Raw genomic sequence first — 19,517 nt, 5'->3', positions numbered from 1 at the left:
GAATGGTGCGGAGTGTAACAGATTGGGAGTATCTGGTTGTGTTGCAGGGAGTAATGGCATGAGGCGAGCGGGCGTATGGGCGTTGGCGGCAGTGGTTGGGGCGATGTGCTGGGGATGCAACGGGCAAGTCACGGAGGGTCCGAACGCGAGTGTGGCGGCAAAGCTGTTTTTCCTGCATCACTCGACGGGGGAGGGAATCGTCACGCAAGGCGACGTGCGGGGCGCGGTGGTGTCGCACAACGCGGAGAACGGGACGAGTTTCGCGTTCTGGGATCACGAGTACAACGCGCAGGGGCTGCGGAACGCCGCCGGCGACCTGACGGGCACGAACTACGACATTCCCGGCGACAACACCGATCCGGAAGGGTTGTACATGCTGTGGACGAGCAGTGAGGCCGGCTGGACGAACGCCCGGAATCGGATCCTGAACAACTACCAAGTCATCGCGTTCAAGTCGTGTTTTCCTGCGTCGGCGATTCCCGACGCGGACACGCTCAACCAGTACAAGACGTGGTATCTGGCGATGCGGGACTTCTTCGACACGCGGACGGATCGGACGTTCGTGGTGATCTCGACGCCGCCGTTGCACCGGCTGGCCACCAGCGCGACGGAGGCCGACAACGCCCGTGCGTTCGCCGAATGGCTCAAGAGCGATGAATACCTGGCGGGCCATCCGAACGTGGTCTGTTTCGACCTGTTCGATGAGTTGGCGGCGGCGGATGACGGGTCGGCGACGGCGAACATGCTGCGGTACGAGTACGAGGGCGACCACAGCGATTCGGATTCGCATCCGAATGCGACGGCGAACGAGGCGGTCGGGCCGGTGTTCGCCCGGGCGCTGATCGAAGCGGCGCCGTAGCAGGGCGACCGGGCACGATCGGTCGGCTGGAGTATTCGGTGACGCTGGTGGCGTTGCTGTCTGACCGTGGACCGACAGAATAGCGGGCGAACCTACGGCTTCGCTGGAGAACGTGCTGCCCTGCGACGAGCTCCGATTCTCACTCGTGGGGTGGGTTGGTGAACGGTTCGGCGTAGCATTCGGCGGGACCGAGCCACTTGCGGCACTGGTCGGCGCGGACGAGGTGATGGCGCAGATGGTAGCAGAGCTGGCACTTGGTGAGGTAGCCGTCGGGCAGCGGGGTCCAGCCGTAACGGGTGGCCAGGTCGATCAGGCCGCAGGGGCCGCGGGACAGCAGGGCGTCGAAGATCGGGCCGGTGGGGCCGTTGGCGGCGAGCCAGTCGTGGATGGCGTCGATGTCCTCGTTGACCGCGTTGCCGAGCACGAGTCCGCAGCAGACGTCGGGGAAGATGTTGCCGTAGGGATCGACGTGGACGCCCTTGCCGTGGAGGATCGCCTTGTCGCACGGCTGATGGTCGAAGGCGTCGGCGGGCTTGCCTTCAAAGAACTGTGCGGCGAGGATGGCGGCGCGGCCGGTGAGGCGATCGCGGCCGGTGGCGAGGGCGTCGGCCTGGCGGTCGAGGAGTTCGGCTTCGGATAGCGCGGTCAGGTCCAGACCGCTCGATTCATGCTGGTGATAGAAATCCCACCAGCGGACGCGGACGCCGGTCTCGCCGAGAATCTCGCGGCCGAGGGTCACGAGGCGGCGGACGTTGTCGAAAGGCACGAACTCCTGGTGGAAGACGTCGGCGTCGGTGACGATCAGCGGGACGCCGAGTTCTTTCAGTCGTAAAAGGTGTTCGCGCGTGATCGACTCGTCGGCGGCCCAGAAGGCGTTGGTCTCGACCTTCTCGGGCGCGGGCAGTCCGGCCCGGCGGGCCAGTTGCAGCGTCTCGAAGAGCCGATCGGGCCGGCCGAACGGATCGCCGCCGGTCAGGTGGATCTTCGCGTCGCGGCTGTCCCGGCGGGCAATGGCCTGGAGGCCGGTCCACCAGCGGACCAATTGTTGCGGCTCGGCCCAGAAGGTCTGCTGTGGCCCGGCGCAGACGTAGCAGAAACGGCAGCGGGCCGAGCACCAGTAGCTCAGCATCAGTCCCGCGCCCTTCCACGGAGCCAAATGTTTGCTTTCGTTTGGGTGGTTCATGGGATTACAATAAAAGACTACGTTATCATATGCGGTGGAGGGGCGAGAGGACAAGGCATGAGTGGTTTTCGAAGGCGGATTGTGGCGCTGTAGATGTTGATGGCAAGTTTGCGGATCCTACATATTGTCGGCGAGAAGGCTTCGCCGTTTCTGCTTCACCAGGTCGAGGCGCAGGCGCGGCTGCTGCCGGCGGCGATGTTCGAGCAGGCGGTGGCGGCGGGCGAGACATCGACGGTGCGGCTGGCCGAGCGGATTCTGCTGCGGCGAACGGAGGATCTGAAACGCCGGTTCGGCAGCGACTTCGTGGCGTCGCGCCGGCTTCGGCGGGTGATCGCGGAGTTCCGGCCGAAGCTGGCGGTCTGTTGGGACCTGGCGGCGGCGGAGCAGCTTCGATTGGCCCTCTCCGGAACGCGGTTCGGCGTCAAAGGCGTATTGATGCTGTTTGGTCCGGTGCGCAGCGCGTCGGTGATACAGCGTCTGCGGTCGAACGTGCGCGGCGAGCGGCTGCACGTACTAGCCTATTCGGACGTGCTGGCCGAACATTTGCGAGGTGAACTGGGGACAACGGAGCGGGTCCATGCGCTGAGCCCGTTTTGCGGTCACAGCGGTCGGCTGGATCGGCAGGCGGTTCGCCGACAGATGGGGCTGGCGGCGGAGGCCCCGGTGGTCTTCATGTCGGATGGCGGACGGATAGATGACCGGATTTTGGGGCTCTGGGGCGCGGCGGTGGCCCAGAAGCTGCATCCGCGGCTGCGGGTGGTGATCCCGACGGCGACGATGACGCCGAAGGGGATCGCACGGTGTCGGCACTTTGCCGAAGGGGCGGTCGGTGGCGAGATCGTCCGTTTCTGCGACGCGTGGCAGGCGCGGGCGGCCTTGTCGGCGGCGGACGTCTGTCTGGAGCCGGCGACGCAGGCGTCGGAGTCGCTGGCGGTGGTCTCGGCGTTCGCGGACGGCGTGCCGGTGGCGGCGACGGAGGCGGTGCGGTACGGAGCGGGCGGCTCGGCATCGGAACTGGTGATGCGGATCGAGAAGGCGAACGCGCGGACGGTGGCGGCGGCTGTTCTGCGACTGATCGAAGACGGAGCGTATCGCGATGAACTGGTCGGCCGGGCTCGGGAGTGGGCGGAGGCGAACGGATCGGAACTGCGATACCGCGGCGATCTGGTGCGGATCTATCAGCAGATTCTGCAGCGGGAGTGGCAGGTGACGGTGTGAACGCGGATGGTCTTTCACGGAGGACGGATTGGAGCGGATGATGGATTGGCAGGAGCTTTTCGCGGCGGGCGTGACGATCGGCGACGGGGCGTTGGGGACGCGGCTGGTCGATCTGTCGGGGTTGGCGGTGGAGTTGCCGGAGGCGCTGACGCTGGACCCGGTGGGACGGGAACACATCGGGCGGGTTCACCGGGAGTATCTGGAGGCGGGCGCGCGGATCATCGAGACGAACACCTTTGCCGCGAATTCGCGGCGGCTGGAGCGGGTGGGGTTGGCGGAGCAGTGCGAACTGATCAACCGGACGGCGGCTCAGATCGCCCGCTCGGCGGTGGGTGACGCGGCGGCGCTGGTGGCCGGCTCGGTGGGTCCGCTGGACCTCGGACTGGCCGAGAAAGACACCAGCGAAGAGGAAGTGGCGTCCGTCTATCGCCGGCAGATCGAGGCGCTGGCGGGGGCCGGCGTGGACGTGCTGTTCCTGGAGACGTTCTCATCGGTTCTGGAGGCCCGGGCGGCGCTGGTTGAGGCCAAACGGACGGGGCTGCCGGTGTTCTTCTGCCTCGGCGGCCAGTCGATCTCGCGGGCCTACGCCCGTCGGACGGTGGAGCGGCTGGTGGAGTTGGCCGAGGAGATGGCGGTCGAGGCGGTGGGGGCCAATTGCATGCCGCCGTACGATCTTGGACGGGTATTGACGGAGTTGGCGGGCCGGACGTCGCGGCCGCTGATGGCGTATCCGAACGCCGGGACGCCAACGGTGGTGCGCGGGGTGATCCGGTTCGATCTTCCGCAGGCGGTGCTGCTGGCTGAGGCGCAGGGCTGGCTGGCGATGGGCGTTCAGGTGTTCGGCGGGTGCTGCGGGACCGCGCCGGAGCACATTCGGGCGCTGTCCGAGGCGCTGGCGGGCAAGCCGGTGGTGCCGCGGTCGGCGCGGATCGAGGTTCGGCCGCGGGTGAAGTCAAAGGTCGAGGTCCCGGCGGCGGTGACGCTCGATCCGAACCATCCGATCCGGCGCGTGCTGCGCGAAGCGGCCAGGCCGGTGATCGCGGTCGAGGTGCGATCGTCGCTGGGCCGGTCGCTGGCCCAGACGGTGGACGCGGCGGGCGTTCTGGTGGAGGCCGGAGCGGACCTGCTGGACGTGCCGGACAATCCGGGCGGCAATCCGGGTCGCGATTGCGTGGCGTGTGCGTACCTGCTCCAGGAGCGGTACACGATACCGACGATCTTCCACAAGTCGGCCACGCAGGCCAACGCGCTGCAGTTGCATTCGTATCTGTTGGGCGCAGCGGACCTGGGCGTCCGCGGCCTGCTGGCGGTGACGGGTGACCCGCCGCACGTGGGCCCGTTCGACCGCTGGGCCAGCCGGGTGGGCGATATCAGGAGTTCGGTCGAGCTGCTGCGGCTGGTGGGTCTGCTGCGGGCCGGGCAGTTGATCAACGGTCAGCCGCTGCCCGAGCCGGTGGACTTCGCGGCCGGCTGCGGGTTCGCTCCGACGATGAACCTCGAGTCGCAGACGCCGTGGCTGGAACGTAAGATCGACGCCGGCGCCGAGTACGTATTCTCCCAGCCGGTCTTTCGGCTGGAGGACTACCAACGGATGCGCGAGGCGACGAGGCACATCGAGATTCCGATATTCACGGGCCTGTTCGTGCTGACCTCGTCGCGGCAGGCGGAATACCTGCGGTCGGGCAAGATTCCGGGGATCGTGGTGCCGGAGGATGCGGCCGGGCGAATCGCGGAGTTCAGCGATCCAGCCGATCAGGCCAAAGCCGGTCTGGAGATGACGCACCAAATGATCGACCGGCTGGCCGGAGAATCGCCGGGTATCTATCTGATCATGCCGTTTCACCGGGAGAGTTTTGCCTGGACCGCGGAACTGGTCCGCCACGCGGCCAGCCTCAGAAAGCCGGTCGACTGACCGCCGTCTATCGCCAGGGGAACAGGACGTCGGCTTCGCGCTTCATGACCTGCTTGATCTTCTTCTGGCACGCCTCGGTCAGCGGGTAGTTGCAGTAGCTCTTCCAGGTGGAAAAGACGCCCATCTCGACCAGCAGTTTCTTCTGGCCGGAGAGCCAGCAGCGGATGTCCTTGCCGCCGTAGACGTCCCACATCATCTTGTTCATGCGGAGCTGGAGCCGGTCGGCCTGGTCGATCTCGCCGGCGTGCACGGCCTCGATAATCATTTGGGCGAGGCGGCCGTTGAAGATTCCGCCGCCCAAGAGCAGTCCATCGTAGCCGTCGCGGATGTAGGGCACGCAGTTGAACTCCCAGCCGCTCAGGAGGGTCAGGTCCTGGCGTTTCTTGCGGACGGCGAGGGCGAGCTTACGCCGCTTTTCGTCGGCTGAGCTGTCTTTGGCGAGGATGACTCTGGGTTCGGAATAGACGGTCTTGATGACCTCGTCCGGAACCAGGACGGGCGAGTATTGGCCGCGGTCGTAGATTCCGACCGGCAGCGGGCTGTTGCGGATGGTATCGAGGTAGATCTCGGCGATGTGCTGCGGCGTACGGTTGCTGACGAAGTAGGGCGGTGCGATGACCGCAATTTCGCCGCCGCAGTCCTTGACCATGCGGATGTTCTCGAGCATGCGGGCGGCGGAGTTGTCGGTAACCTGAACCGCGATGGCCAGCTTGCCCTTGGCCCAGCGGGCGGTGGTTTCGATCAGTTCGCGCCGCTGGTCATCCTTCATGGCCGGTCCTTCGCCGCAGGTGCCGGCCAGGAACAAACCCTTGACGCCGAGCTTGACGTGATGCTCGACCATTCGGCGGATCGAGGCCTTGTCGACCTTCATCTTATCGGTGAACGGGGTGGGAGAGGCGGACCAGACGCCGGCCAGATCGGAGGGCTTCGAGGCTTTCATCGTGCATGTCCTTCTATTGAACCGAATACGAAAGGCGGCATTGTAGCGGCCGCCCGACCAGCGGTCCAGCGCATTTCGGCGATCCAAAAAGACCGACAAGAGCGGCACGGAGCACCCGGAGAGAGCCGGATACTACTGAGCAAAGAAGGCATGGGCGCTTGAACCGCGGACGGCTGGCGGGTAACCTGACGGCGTTGATTCTGTTTCCGTTTCGACATGGGACGACCTTAAGAAAGGAGCACGATGCATGACGCCGCGTGACCGCGTTCTGGCTGCGTTCGGCCATGTGCAGCCGGATTGCACACCCTGTGATTTTTTGACCACGCCGGAGATCCGGGCGGCTCTGAACGCCCATTTCGGGGTCAGCGACGACGATGCGCTGCGCGAGCGGCTGGGGACGGATATCCGCTATATTAATCCGCCGTACACGGGTCCGGAGTTGGCCCGGTTCGACGACGGGTCGTTCGCGGATATCTGGGGTGTGATCCGCCGGCCGACGCCGAACGAGTATGGCGAGTACGACGAGCCGGTAAACCTGCCGTTCGCCCAGTGGACGAGCCTGGACGAGGCCAAGGCCCATCCGTGGCCGAGCCCGGACTGCTACGACTACGACGCGGTGCCCGCGATGTGCGAGAAGAACCGCGGCTGGGCATTGGCGACGGGCAGTTTCGGCGTGCAGGACTTCATCAACGGCGTGTCATTCGGCAGGGGGGTCGAGCAGGTGCTGCTGGACATCGCGACGGACGACCCGGTGTACCTGTTCATCGTGGAGCAACGCCACCGGTTCTTCATGGAGCAGATCGAGCGGGTGCTGAAGGCGGCGAAAGGGCAAATCGACATGGTCCTCTGCGGTGACGATCTGGGGTCGCAGCGGGGTCCGCTGATCTCACCGGCGACGTTCGACCGGGTCTTCGCGCCGAAGAAGAAGGAACTCTTCGACATGGTCCATTCGTACGGAGCGAAGGTCTCGCACCACTCGTGCGGGTCGACGCGGCCGCTCATCCCGCGGTTTATCGGGATCGGCATGGACGCGCTGCAGACGATCCAGCCGCAGGCCGAGGGGATGAGCCCGTACAGCCTCAAGCGGGAATTCGCCGGCCGGATCGTGTTGCACGGCGGCGTGGACGTGCAAGGCTGGCTGCAGCGGGCGACGGTGGACCAGGTGCGGCGGGAAATCCATCGCCTGATGGACGAAGTGGGCCAGGGCGGCGGATACATCCTGGCCCCGTGCCACAACATTCAGCCGGATACGCCGGTCCAGAACGTCGTGGCGATGTACGACGCGGTGGCCCAGCGGCGAAAGACTGTGGCGTAGCGAAGCGAATTCGCAATGGAAGGGCGAAAGACGATGAGAAGCTTGATGTCACGCTCGTTGGCGCGGTGTTTCCTGGTGGCCGTTGTGGTATGCGCGGTGGCCGGCTGGGATGCGCGGGGCGAGGTCCGGCTGCCGTCGGTGATTTCCGACCACATGGTCGTCCAGTGCGGCCGGCCGATGACGATCTGGGGATGGGCTGATGCGGGCGAGCAGGTGACGGTGAGCCTGGCCGATCGGCAGGCATCCGCGACGGCGGGTCCGGACGGCCCGTGGAAGGTGCAGCTTGAGCCGTTGGAGGCGGGCGGGCCGCACGAGCTGAAGGTGGTCGGCAAGAACACCGTCCGCGTGGCGGACGTCCTGGTCGGCGAGGTGTGGTTCTGTGCCGGGCAGTCGAACATGGGCATGACGGTCGACGCGTGTCTTGATGCGGAAAAGGAAATCGCGGAGGCCCAACACCCGCAAATCCGGGTGTTCGTCACCACGCTGGCCGGTGTGCCGGAGCCGCTGGATGACGCCGGTGGCCAGTGGGTGGTCTGCAGCCCGCAGACCGCGGGCGGTCTGCCGCCGGTGGCGTATTTCTTCGGCCGCGACGTGCACAAGCAACTGCGAAGGCCGGTGGGCCTGATCGTCAGCGCGTGGGGTGCGACGCGGATCAATCCGTGGATCAGCGAGCAGGGCTTTGCGGCCAGTGAGGAGATCCGGCCGGTCCTCGAACGCTGGCGAAAGGCGACGGCTGAGTATCCAGCCAATAAGGAGCAGTACGATCGCGAACTGGAGCAGTGGAGGCGGGCCTCGACGCAGCCGGGAGCATCGGCATCGGCGGAACCGACGGCGCCGGAAGCACCGGCGCATCCGAGCAGCGGCCAGGCCCCGACCGGCATCTTCAACGGCATGGTGGCCCCGTTCACGAATCTGCCGGTCGCGGGCGTCGTGTGGTATCATGGCGAGTCGAACCGCTGGTGGGGTCGGTCATATCGCACGCCGTTGCGGGCCCTGATCCACGATTGGCGGGCGCGGTGGTCGGCGCCGGAGCTGCCGTTCCTGATCGTTCAACTGCCGAACTACCTGGGCGCCGACGCCCCATCGTGGCATCAGGGCTGGATCGAACTGCGGGAGTCGCAGGCGATGATGCTCGATCTGCCGAAGGTGGGCCTGGCGGTGACGATCGACGTGGGCGATCCGAACGACGTGCATCCGCGAAACAAGCAGCCGGTAGGACATCGGCTGGCTCTGGCGGCGCTGGCGATCGCGTACGGGCGAGACGTGGTCTACTCCGGGCCGATCTATCAGCGGATGGCGGTGGAAAACGGCGCCGTCCGCCTGTGGTTCGATCACGTCGATGGCGGATTGGTCGCCCAGGGCGGCGAACCGCTGCGAGGTTTTGTCATCGCGGGCGTGGATGGGCAGTTCGTGCCCGCGCGGGCGGTGATCGACGGACAGACGCTGCTGGTCTCAGCCGGCGAGGTCGCCGCCCCGGCGGCGGTGCGCTACGCCTGGGCCAACAACCCGGATGCCAATCTCTACAACGCAGCCGGGCTGCCGGCCTCGCCCTTCCGGACGGACAATCCGGACCGATAGCGCGGCCGCCGCGAGCGAGTGGGGCGAGTTGAAGCGGCCATCCGCGATCTCTGGCCGCATGGTTGGGGTTGCGATCCAAGCGGGCTGTCTGCTACAATAAATCGCAACCTGTCACGGAAGGTGCGGTTGGTTTTTCCAACCGCGTTTCAATGATTGGGGGGAGGAAACATGGGAATTCAGATCAAGCGGGCTTACGACCAGCCGAAGCGGGCCGACGGCTACCGCGTGCTGATCGATCGTCTGTGGCCGCGGGGTGTGTCGAAGGAGGAGGGCAGGATCGATCTGTGGCTCAGGGACGTCGCGCCGAGCACGGCCCTGCGCACGTAGTTCGGCCACGACCCAGCCAAGTGGGAGGAATTCAAGAGACAATACTTCGACCCGCATTTCCCAGATAAGGTAGTGCGCCGAAAGCGGCATATGATGGTATGAGCCTATGGAAGATGGGTTTGGACTACCAAGTGCGACTGCAATTGTTCACTCTCGCGTACAACCTGGGCAACTTCCTGCGTCGGCTGGTTCTGCCGAGGCCGATGAAGCGATGGGTAGGCGCGATGGAGAGGGGGGGCGCTGTATAATAGAAGAAATGTTACCCGGTGGTGTAGCCGGGTATGGTCATATGGGAAATGTCGGTTCAGGACATTGATCCAAATGGAACAGGCGGATATATTGCACGGCATTGTCAAATACAGGCAGATACTGAGCGAGTGATGAAACCGAGTTATTACGAGACTATGCCGCATGACGTGTAATATGGATCAAGCATCGAATATTCCCAGTGTCTTGCTTGCCAATGCGATTCTCCGGATTGGGCTTGATGCCTCGAACGGTTGTCTGCGGGATGTGCAGAATACGTTGACCGACACCCCCTATGCGATAGTAGGCGATGGATTCTCCGTTGAGTTTGATTCACATGCCCTGCGCCATACCGATATGGCGGCTGAACTGCCGCATTGCACGGATACCGGTGTGCGGTTCCGCTTTTCGCATCCTTTGATGGCGGCCGAAATACGTTATGAACTCCTGCCCGGCCGACACTTTGCGGAAAAACACCTGGCCCTTGTCTTCTTCCATGATGTCGCATTAAGGCGGGTTACGTTGGGTACGCCGACCTTCCCGGCCGCCGATGTATCGCTGGTTTGTTACCGGTATCCGGACTTTGATTGGCTTTCGGACTATGTCCGCATGAAACATGGGTGGAGTTTGCGGCGACCGGTGGACAGCGAACCGAACCGAACGTTCTTCGTCCGATCCGCGAACGGGGGGCTCTTCACGGGGATCGAGATGCCCTATGATCGCTCAACTCTGAGAGGACCAACGGTACGGCTTGAATACACGCCCAATCTCAAAGTCCGGGCGGGAGAGCGATTTGAAGGCGAAGCGATGTACCTGGGCGTATATCGCCGGGGACCGCGAGACCTTCATGCTGAAACTTGGAAACCCACCAAATCATTCATGGAATGTGTGGCCGGTTCAACGGGATTTGACGGCGCCGCCGCCGCAGGGCTGGCCGCAAAGCCCCAAACAGAAGAAATGGCGACCCTCCCTGCCTCGAGCATCCTGCCGCTCCCCTCCGAATCGGCGGCCATGACGGCCATGGCCTCGGATATCCTCGGACCGCCGCGCCATGGACTGACGGCCTTTGCCTGCGGCTGGCACAGCGAAATGCAGCAGGCGGGCTACCATTCTGACGAGGAACTGGAACGTGATCTGCAATCCCTTGAGTTTATCCGGGCCTGCGGGGTGGACGGGCTGACGGATTCGCATCCCTGGGGCGGGGAAACGGCCAAGATGCGGGAATTACGGGAGGATGGCCGCTATGTACCCGGTCCGAGGGTTTTGCGATTTGCCAACCGGGCACGCGAACTTGGACTCAAGCTCACACAGTGGCCGACGATGAACAATACCCACCCGTGGCGCGACTATGGCGGACCGTTCTGTTCCCACCGGTCCGACTGGCTCCGCCGCGTGGAGGGTGAACCGTTGAGCGGGACCAATGCCGATCATTTTGAACGGCGGAAAGCCAACTGCGTCGCCTGTCTGCCTTTTGCCCGCTGGCTCGAGCGCATCATTGTGGACGATGCCCTCGGAACAGACCTCTATGAGAGCTGGTGTATGGACGGCGACTTCTGGGGTACGGGCGCGTTCTTCCATACCACGGTTCCCGTTACCTGCCTGGCCGCGAATCATGACCACCTGCCGGGTGACGCCAACTATGCCTGTCAGCGAATGCTCTCCCGCCTGATTGTGGAAGTGCGGCGGCGGCATCCGGGTATCTACATCATCATGTGTCGCCCGTTCCAGGACCTGGGCATCTGGGCTCAGCGGAATGTGGATGCCTGTTTCACCCTGATCGAGAGCGGGACCGCCGGATCGAACGTGGCAGGCGGTGATGAGATCCGCACCGCTTCGCGAATCCGGGTCCATCACCAGTTCTTTCCGCACTGGCTCGATCAGTCGCTGCTGTTCCCCAGCTTCGGCAACCCAGCCCGTAAACCGGCTTGGCCGAGCGCAAAGCTCGATTATATCCTGCTTAGCGCACTCTCCTGTTCGCCGAACCTGCTGATGTACCTGCCGACGAAAACCGGCATTCCGGACAAGGACAAGGCGGAAATTGCAGAATGGCTTGACTGGGGCCGCCGAAACGTGGATTTTCTGTTCGTTCGTCGTGACCTTTTGGACTGGCCGGGTCGTGGCCGCGTGGATGGGTCGGCGCATTTTCAAGGGGAGGAAGGAATCATTTTCCTTTTTAATCCCGACAGTGTCCCCCAGGAGGCGGAATTTGTGTTGTCCCGGGAAGAAACCGGATTTACGGGTCGGCAACCGGTAACGCTCCGGCAGGAATACCCGGTGATGGATCGCTCTCAGATTGTCACACCCGGAGCAAAGGTGCGATGGACGGTGCCTGAAGAAGGGGCGGTCGTGTTGCGGACAGGCAATAACCGGAAATGAAGCATGACGGATAACAATCTATCGAAACGGGAAAAGTGGCTTCGAGGAACTGGCAGAGCATCAGGACGCTCTTGATGATATCCGCCGACGCGCCCGTAAGGGGAAGGTCACGATCGCCTACGGAGCCAAAGACGCCGAGCACAATAGCGCAGTGGCCTTGGTTGAGTACCTGAAGCGGGATCGACAACCCACGGGCCGGTCGATGCTATAGCTGTGCCCGCGGACGACGATTAATGCGCGGGCTTGTCGGGGTTCGTCTTCTTCATATATCGCACGCCGTCTCTGATCATTTCGTCCCTCCAGCCGTGCCTGCGGTAGAAACCGTACGCCCGAAGCGCCGGATCGACGTCGGTGGTCAGCCAAATCTCATCCCAGCCGGCCGACCAGAGCCAATCTTCGACGCGGGTCAGAAGCTGCCCGCCGATGCCCCGGCCCTCGTACGCCGGGAGCACCGCGATGACCCACATCTCACCGGTAGCGCGATTGCCCATGGCAAAGCCGACCACGCCGCCGTCGCATTCGCACAGCCAGCCGCGATGAGTGGTGTTCAGCATCGCCGCGACGGACTCCTCGCTGATGCCCATCATCGCCAACTGCTCGCGCGACAACGCGTTCTCACGCGTAGCCACCCGCACGGCGAACAACGCCGGAATGTCCGAGTCTGTGATCTCGCGAAGGTGCATGTTTTATTCCAATGTTGGCGACCATTCGGCCGGATGTCTGTAGGGTCAAGACCTGCCCATTCATCGGTGGATCGTGCCCTGCCCCGCAAGCAGTTCTATCTCATGAGCCGCATGGGTCGTGTATCCTGGGTTACAGGACGCCAGGAAGCAGAGCGAGGCCAGAAGCTCAAGCCGGACTCTCTGTCGGCGCACTGAAGTGATTTCCATCCTTTGGGTCTCTAACCGTGGGTTAGTCACAGGTGTTTCCGCAGAGCGAAACGGCCTGCGAGAGCACCTGTTCGCGGAGCAGGTCGTGCAGGCCGGATTCGGTGACGACCTGGACGCGGCGTCCGAGGAGGTCCTCCAGGTCGGCGACGAGGCCGCCGGGGAACCAGGGGCTGGTCGGGCCGGAGACGGTGACGAGGAAATCCACGTCGCTGTCCGGCTGTGCGTCTCCGCGAGCCACCGAGCCGAAGACCCGGATGCGATCGACGCCGTGCCGACGGGCGACCGCCAGGATTTGGTCGCGGTGTTGTTCGATGAACGCCATGTCCACGGTCGTATCTCCCGCAATGACAGGGCAGCTTGCCGATTGTTCGCTGCTGCTAATGTAATCATAGTGAAATCGACCTCGCGTGTCCAGAGAGTCCGTCGGCGGCTTGGCTTGCGTTAAGCGCTCGATTCCGTCCGGTCGGCCGGGTAGAATGGGCGGCGTCGGTTTGGCGGCCTGCTGGCTTCGGTTTGTTGAAGAAGGAGCGGCTGATGCGGTACATCGAGTTGCAGGGCGGTCCGCGGGAGATCGGGCGGCGGCATGGGGCGGCGTTTGCCGAGGATATCCGCAAGTACTTCGAGTTCTACTGTGCGCGGGCGCGGAAGACCCGGGTCTCACCGCTGATCCGCACGTACCTGGAGGAGCGGTTTCCGGAGGTGGCTGAGGAGATCGAGGGGATCGGCGAGGGGGCGGGTTTGAGCTACGAGCAGATGCTGGCGTACAACCACTTCAACGTGATCGCCGGCTGCACGCCGATCTTCTTTTCGCACAGCGACGTGGGGCCGCTGCTGGCCCAGAACCTCGACTGCGAGCGCGAGGAACTCGACGCAGCGGTGGTGCGGAACGTGATCCCGGACAAGGGCAACGCCTACCTGGGAGTCAGCTTTGTAGGCACGGTGTGGGTGGGCAACTGGATCAACCAGGAGGGGGTCGCGCGGGCCGCGGTCTCAGCCCATCACCATCCGTACCGGACCGACGACGGCACGTCGATGGCGATCATCGATCGTGTGGCGGCCCAGTATGCGAGCAGCCTGGATGAGGCGTTCGAAATCTACCGGTCCCAGCGGTGCGTCGGCAAGGTCGGCGTGTTCCTGATGGCCGACGCGGATGGCCACGCCTTCATGATGGAGGGCAATGCCGACCAGCGGTGGCGGATGGACGTAACGGGCGAGTTCGCGTTCACGACGGGTCTGTTTACCAGCGGCAAGGTCGAGGCCCAGGACGAGCCGGACTACCTGCGGCCCAAGTACGCGAGAAAGGAAACGATCGACCGGCTCTATCGCAACGGTCAAATCGAGTTCACGCTCGATGGGATGAAGCGGCTGCTCGCCCATCACGCTGAAGACCCCGGTTCGGTCTGCCGGCACAATCGCAGCCAGGGCCAGACGACCCAGAGCGGCCGCATCATGGTGCCGGCCTATCGCAAGATGTACATTACCGAAGGTCCGCCATGCACGGCTGTGTTTGAAGAGTTCGAACTGAAATCGGATTGGGGTTCCGACTGATGCCCGCCAAAACGTTCATCGATCGGCCCGACCTGCTCGATTCGGAGTCGCCGCCGGGTCTGCGCGTGGTGCAGCTTACAGCCGATGCGGACCATCCGTTCTGCCACGTCTACATGGAGGCCCAGGTCTTCTCGTCGGACTCGCAGCGGTTCCTGATCCGCCGGTCGCGAATGGCGCACAATCACACGCTGAACGATCCGGACTACCAGTATCATCTCTGCGATCTGGACGCGCAAGAAATCTCTCCGCTGACCAACGAACTGAACGTCTGCGCGCCGTCGTTCAGCCCGGACGACCAATGGGTATACTACCTGACCGACGACGCCCAGTCCGGCGGCGCGGTGGCGTTGCGTCGCGTCCGGCCGGACGGAACGGGGCGGGAGACGCTGAGGGTCTACGACCAGCCGCTATCCGGTGCGGACGTGCCGCTGCGGCTGATCTACCCGCTTTCGACGATGTCATCCGACGGCCGCTACCTGGTGACCGGGGCGGGAGTGGGCGTCGAGCGCGATCCGTGGGGAATCGTTCGGTTCGACCTGGCGACCGGCGAGGCTATGGTGATCTGGCGCGATCCGTTCATCCGCAATTCGCATCCGCAATACTGCCGGTCGCACGATCCGCAGCGTCGCCGCGACCTGCTGATCCAACAGAACCACGGCCAGCTCTGGGACACGACCACGGGTGAGACGCTCGCCTACGGCCACGACCCCGGCGGAGCGGACGTCCACGTCATCCGCGACGATGGCGGTGACCTCCGGACGATGCCGTGGGGTCGTGACGGGTCCGAGTACTGCCAGGGCCATCAGTGCTGGCGAGGGCGCAGCGGCTGGGCCATCACCAGCACGATGACGTACCTGCCCAAGCGTCAGGAAGGGGCCCGAATGGAGTGCCGGCTGATCGAATCGCAGCCGGTGGCGGAGGCTGGGCATATCGGCTCGCAAAGCCCGGACGCGGTGCGGCATTTCCTTTCCGTCGATACGGCCGAGCCGATGTTCTACCACTTCGCCACCGACATCGAAGGCACGCGGCTGATCAGCGACTTCTGGCATCCCGACGGCCGCGAAACGCTGTATCTGTTCGCCCTCGACAAGCCGGGCCGACCGCCAAAGACTGTCCGCTACCTTCTGAACACCCGCACAGCCAAGACGAAGGACACCCACTCGCACCCGTTCCTCTCGCCCGACGGCCGACGGGCGTTCTTCAACTCCAACGAATCCGGCAACCTCCAAGCCTACATGATCGAGAACCTGCCGCTCTGACAGCGTCTCAATGCCTCATCAGTTGCCGGACTGGGCATCGAAGCCATCCATCCACACCGCCGGTAAGGCTGCTTCCATCAGCCAAGTCCGTTCCTGGCCGACGTTCTGGCCCCAGTTGGTCGCCCAGACGGCCTTCGACCGGTTGGCGGCGTGGCCGGCATCGAGCGGCGGGACCAGGCTCGGGTCGCGGTCGAAGGGCACATGACGCCAGATCGCTATTCCTCCCGGTCCACCAGCCTGCTCGTCGTCCGTCTCCATAGGATTGCCCTCAGATATGGGGACGCACGCCCATGCACCCGCCGTCAAAATGCGTCCTTCGCCGCTGCAAATGCCGGAGGGAGTGGGATTTGCACCGCAGACGGGCCAAGGCAAACGGTTGCACAGGTTTGCACCTGACTGTCCGTCTCACAGAGGAATGGTTGCGATCAGGACTGTCACGGCACTGGCGGAGCGGAAAATATGAGTTAATATGAACTATGAGGTTGACAGGGCGTGATAATATTGTACAATTAGGCCCAATTGTCCCGTGGCAGGCGTAGGTCACTTTGCACATGGGCAGTGGCCTGGGAAGAAGAGAGGCACATCGACCGTGGTAGTCCGCCTGTTCAGCGTGGGATCGCTGACGGGTAGTGTGGAAGCACGAAAGCGGTTTTCTTCGGAGGACGCGGCGGCTGGTGGCCGGCCGTCGCCGATAGAGACTTCGGTCCGGCTGGCGACCCTGCGGACGTGGTGATCAGCTATCTCGATATCAATTACGTGCGGTGGGCGTCGGGGAACCGGTTGGGGCTCAGGTGGCCGCTGGCCTGCGTCGGTCTCGTGGATCAGCCGCTCGTGGCTTGGCTCATGATGTCCTGATGCCATCGGCCGTGCTTGAGCCAGATGCCGTCCCAGGCGGGCGGGTCGATTGTCTCCGGATGCGGATCGGCGGCGTCGGGCAGGGCGGCGAACATGCGGCGGATGCGAGCCATCCGTTCGTCGAACGACTCCCTCTGGCGGTTCGGGTTCCAGGACACATCCGCCGCCGCGGCGAAATCCGGCAGCCATTCGTCGAGCATGTTGCCGCCCCATTGGACGGCGCACAGGCCGGTGAGGTTCGGATACGGGCGGGCGAAGTCGGCCCACTGGCGAAGGTTGTCGAACGCCTGGTCGTATGGGCACTTGGAGTAGGGCTGATGCGACGAGCCCGACCCGCCGCCCATCCAGGCGGTCTCTGTGCTGCCCAGCCGGGTCAGCGATTCGATGCCCTGACGGCGCAGGTGTTCGTTGGTCTGCGAAATCGGGCCGAACTCAGCGTGCTCAGGGTAGCTCCAGAGGCAGCGGATTACGCGGTCGGCCAGCCCGGGAGGCGTCGGCGGGGCGTCGGCCCAGACCAAAGGCGTGATCCGCCGGCCCAGGTTCTGTTCGACCGTCTCGATTCGCTCCAGGAGGCCCCGAAAATGCCGGGCCTGTTGGTCGGCGGGCAGCGGCACCTCGTCGAGGCCAAGATGGAGCATGCCGTGGTCAAGGACGCCGAGCCATTCGCGGTAGACGGATTCGAGCAGATCGTAACTGCGTGGGTCCTCGGGCAGCAGGTGGGCTTTGCGGATGTGCTCGCCGATCCCCTCGTAGTGCTGCGGCCGGCCGCTGGTCACGAGGTCCGGATAGTGGCGGCGCTTGGCCTGCGAGTGGCCCAGCGATTCGATCTCGGGAATGACGGTGATGCCGTGGCGGCGGGCGTACCGGACGAACTCGCGGACCTGCTCGATGGTCAGTGCGCAAGGGTTGGCCGATCCGAGACGGTTGGTTTGGTACCGGACCGCGTTGAGCTCGTCGTCGCCTTCGCGGAAAATCACAAAGTTGAGCTTCAGGGCTGAGCAGATGCGGATGATGCGCTGGAGTTTGGGCAAGGAGTTGGGCGCCCGGCCGGAGTCGATCATGAAGCCTCGCCAGCGGTAGCGCGGCTGGTCCTCGATCCTCGCGCCGCAGACCCGGAGTTGACCGTCCCGGCGGACGATCAACTGCCGCAGCGTCATCGCGCCCCAGAGCAGCCCAGCCTCGTCGCCCGCGCCGATGCGGACGGATCGGCTGTCCGCATCGAGACGGTAGGCCTCGGACGGCAGGCCGATGGCGGACGGCGGCGAGCCTTCGCCGTCGGTCAGCCATACCGCAAGACCCGGTGCGCCGATCCGCCGGACCTTGAGGGCCAGATTGTGCTCGGCCCGGATCATCTCGACCAGCCGCTGCGCAGCGAACTCAGCCTGACCGGAGCTGAAGGCAATGACGGTGGAAGCGTCCAGCGGAAAGTCCGAAGAACAAGCCTCAACGGATTGGGGTGCGGGAAGAAGGTCTTCCACCGTCCGCTGTCTGATCGACTCGGTCAGGCTCATGGCTGCTCCTTGAACGCGTTCCGCAGAGTATACTGCGTCCGTCGCGGGATGGCCACGTCAGGTGGGGCGGGGTCGGAATCTGCAGGTGTCCCCGTCCGGACCTCTCGGGTGGTGGGTCGGTTGGAGAAAATGACCAATCTCGCGGAAACCGCGTGAGGTCGGCGGTGTAAAATAACTATTGCGCAGTCTGCGGAGGATAACCATGCGTGCAAAAACTGTCGTTCTCTCCTGTCTCATCGCTTTGTTCTATCTTTTGTTGGCATCGCCTGTTATGGCGGAGGTGACGCTGCCGGCCCTGATCGGGGACCACATGGTCCTCCAGCGGGACGCCACGGTCCCGATCTGGGGAAAGGCTGCTCCAGGCGAGCAGGTCACGGTCGAATTCCTGGGCCAGAATCGCTCCGCTACCGCGGATAAGAACGGCGACTGGCGGGTCAACCTCAAACGGCTGAAGGCGGGCGGGCCTTACGAGATGACCATCCGCGGGAGCAACACGATTGTCCTCAAGAACGTCCTGGTCGGGGAGGTCTGGCTCGCCTCCGGCCAATCGAATATGCAGATGTCCGTGGTGGCCGTCAACAACGCCGCTGAGGAGATCGCCGCCGCCGAGTACCCCTTGATCCGCCTGTTCACCGTTCCGAACATCCCAGCCGCCGCGCCTACCAAGGATTTGAACGGCGGTTGGGTGGAGTGCTCGCCGGCGACCATCCCCCACTTTTCCGCCGCGGCCTACTTCTTCGGCCGCAAACTCCACCAGGATCTCGAGGTGCCGGTTGGCCTGATCAACAGCTCCTGGGGCGGCACCAATGCCGAGACCTGGACGCCCGCCGAGGCATTCAACACCAAGCCGTCCCTGCAGCCGATCTACGAGCAACTCCAACTCGCCGCCGAAAACCCCGACGACGCCCGTCAGGCCTACGTCAAAATCCTCCGGAAGTGGGAGGTCCAGACCCACCGCGGCGACCCGGGCAATGAGGGCTTCGAGCAAGGTTGGGCGAATGCCGATTTCGACGATGGGTCCTGGGAAACGGCACAGCTTCCCGGCATGATGCCAGCGTCGATGGACGGGGTGGTGTGGTATCGCAAGGAGATCGCGATACCAGACGACTGGGCGGGTAAGGACATGGTCCTTGCCATCGGCGCCATCGACGACTTTGACACCACCTATTTCAATGGCGAGAAAGTCGGCGCTACCGGACCCGAGACTCCCTCCTACTGGGCCGCCGCTCGCAAGTACACCGTCCCCGGCGCGTTGGTCAAAGCCGGCACGAACACCATCGCCGTCCGCGTCTTTGATCACTACATGGATGGCGGTTTCAGGGGTCCCGAGTTGACGCTGACCCCCGCCGCCGGTGGCGATGCCATCAATCTGGCCGGTTCATGGCTCTGCCATGTGGAACTCAAGCTCGAGCCCGTCAAGCCGGAACTCGGCAAACCTGTGGATACCGGCACCCCCGGCGAGCTCAACGCCCCCGCGTCGCTCTACAACGGCATGATCTA

Annotated in this window: 17 protein-coding genes; 11 read left to right on the top strand and 6 right to left on the bottom strand. The window is 64.1% G+C overall.

What is annotated here, in order from left to right; translation table 11 throughout:
• Window positions 1-58: 58 nt before the first annotated feature.
• Window positions 59-859, top strand: coding sequence for a hypothetical protein (locus tag GXY33_20170; GenBank protein NLX07464.1), 801 nt, complete (start codon window positions 59-61; stop codon window positions 857-859).
• Between the two features lie 139 nt (window positions 860-998).
• Here the strand turns inward: GXY33_20170 and GXY33_20165 are convergent, their stop codons facing one another.
• Entirely contained in the window at window positions 999-1,988 is a 990-nt protein-coding gene (locus GXY33_20165; GenBank protein ID NLX07463.1) for a radical SAM protein, read from the bottom strand.
• 153 nt (window positions 1,989-2,141) lie between these two features.
• Here GXY33_20165 and GXY33_20160 point away from each other — a divergent pair, with 153 nt between their 5' ends.
• On the top strand, window positions 2,142-3,260 hold the full coding sequence (locus GXY33_20160; GenBank protein NLX07462.1) for a hypothetical protein: 1,119 nt from the start codon (window positions 2,142-2,144) through the stop codon (window positions 3,258-3,260).
• 37 nt (window positions 3,261-3,297) lie between these two features.
• Window positions 3,298-5,172, top strand: coding sequence for a hypothetical protein (locus GXY33_20155; protein NLX07461.1), 1,875 nt, complete (start codon window positions 3,298-3,300; stop codon window positions 5,170-5,172).
• Between the two features lie 7 nt (window positions 5,173-5,179).
• On the opposite strand, the gene GXY33_20150 is transcribed toward GXY33_20155, so the two are convergent.
• A complete protein-coding gene (locus GXY33_20150; GenBank protein NLX07460.1) occupies window positions 5,180-6,112 on the bottom strand; it encodes a dihydrodipicolinate synthase family protein in 933 nt (310 codons plus the stop codon).
• Between the two features lie 247 nt (window positions 6,113-6,359).
• Here GXY33_20150 and GXY33_20145 point away from each other — a divergent pair, with 247 nt between their 5' ends.
• The 5 genes from GXY33_20145 to GXY33_20125 all read left to right on the top strand — a co-directional run bounded on the left by GXY33_20145 (window position 6,360) and on the right by GXY33_20125 (window position 12,165).
• On the top strand, window positions 6,360-7,427 hold the full coding sequence (locus tag GXY33_20145) for a hypothetical protein (protein NLX07459.1): 1,068 nt from the start codon (window positions 6,360-6,362) through the stop codon (window positions 7,425-7,427).
• A 45-nt stretch (window positions 7,428-7,472) separates the two neighbouring features.
• Window positions 7,473-9,005 carry a sialate O-acetylesterase gene (locus GXY33_20140; GenBank protein ID NLX07458.1) on the top strand — a complete coding sequence of 511 codons (1,533 nt, stop codon included), beginning with the start codon at window positions 7,473-7,475 and terminating at the stop codon, window positions 9,003-9,005.
• Window positions 9,006-9,173: 168 nt separating this feature from the next.
• Window positions 9,174-9,332: a DUF488 family protein gene (locus GXY33_20135; protein ID NLX07457.1), complete on the top strand. Its 159-nt coding sequence runs from the start codon at window positions 9,174-9,176 to the stop codon at window positions 9,330-9,332.
• Between the two features lie 423 nt (window positions 9,333-9,755).
• Window positions 9,756-11,954 carry a hypothetical protein gene (locus GXY33_20130; GenBank protein ID NLX07456.1) on the top strand — a complete coding sequence of 733 codons (2,199 nt, stop codon included), beginning with the start codon at window positions 9,756-9,758 and terminating at the stop codon, window positions 11,952-11,954.
• A 10-nt stretch (window positions 11,955-11,964) separates the two neighbouring features.
• A complete protein-coding gene (locus GXY33_20125) occupies window positions 11,965-12,165 on the top strand; it encodes a DUF488 family protein (GenBank protein ID NLX07455.1) in 201 nt (66 codons plus the stop codon).
• A gap of 19 nt (window positions 12,166-12,184) precedes the next feature.
• On the opposite strand, the gene GXY33_20120 is transcribed toward GXY33_20125, so the two are convergent.
• Both GXY33_20120 and GXY33_20115 read right to left on the bottom strand, forming a co-directional pair.
• Window positions 12,185-12,637, bottom strand: a complete 453-nt coding sequence (locus GXY33_20120; protein NLX07454.1) for a GNAT family N-acetyltransferase — start codon at window positions 12,635-12,637, stop codon at window positions 12,185-12,187.
• 229 nt (window positions 12,638-12,866) lie between these two features.
• Entirely contained in the window at window positions 12,867-13,166 is a 300-nt protein-coding gene (locus tag GXY33_20115) for a nucleotidyltransferase family protein (GenBank protein NLX07453.1), read from the bottom strand.
• A 212-nt stretch (window positions 13,167-13,378) separates the two neighbouring features.
• Here GXY33_20115 and GXY33_20110 point away from each other — a divergent pair, with 212 nt between their 5' ends.
• Together GXY33_20110 and GXY33_20105 are read left to right on the top strand one after the other, a co-directional pair.
• The gene (locus tag GXY33_20110) at window positions 13,379-14,392 is read left to right on the top strand and encodes a hypothetical protein (GenBank protein NLX07452.1); all 1,014 of its coding nucleotides are present in this window, start codon (window positions 13,379-13,381) and stop codon (window positions 14,390-14,392) included.
• Entirely contained in the window at window positions 14,392-15,651 is a 1,260-nt protein-coding gene (locus tag GXY33_20105) for a hypothetical protein (protein NLX07451.1), read from the top strand. The genes GXY33_20110 and GXY33_20105 overlap by 1 nt, the downstream gene beginning before the upstream one ends.
• Window positions 15,652-15,669: 18 nt before the next feature.
• Here the strand turns inward: GXY33_20105 and GXY33_20100 are convergent, their stop codons facing one another.
• Window positions 15,670-15,909: a hypothetical protein gene (locus GXY33_20100; protein ID NLX07450.1), complete on the bottom strand. Its 240-nt coding sequence runs from the start codon at window positions 15,907-15,909 to the stop codon at window positions 15,670-15,672.
• Window positions 15,910-16,472: 563 nt separating this feature from the next.
• Window positions 16,473-18,017 (bottom strand): family 20 glycosylhydrolase, encoded by a 1,545-nt coding sequence (locus tag GXY33_20095; GenBank protein ID NLX07449.1) that lies wholly within the window; start codon window positions 18,015-18,017, stop codon window positions 16,473-16,475.
• A gap of 271 nt (window positions 18,018-18,288) precedes the next feature.
• Here GXY33_20095 and GXY33_20090 point away from each other — a divergent pair.
• Window positions 18,289-19,517 (top strand): 9-O-acetylesterase (locus GXY33_20090; GenBank protein NLX07448.1); only part of this gene is annotated, 1,229 nt, incomplete at its 3' end.

Source organism: Phycisphaerae bacterium (genome assembly GCA_012729815.1).
GTDB lineage: Bacteria > Planctomycetota > Phycisphaerae > JAAYCJ01 > JAAYCJ01 > JAAYCJ01.
The sequence above is the reverse complement of the archived record's forward strand: the minus strand, read 5'-3'. Positions and strand labels throughout refer to the sequence as shown.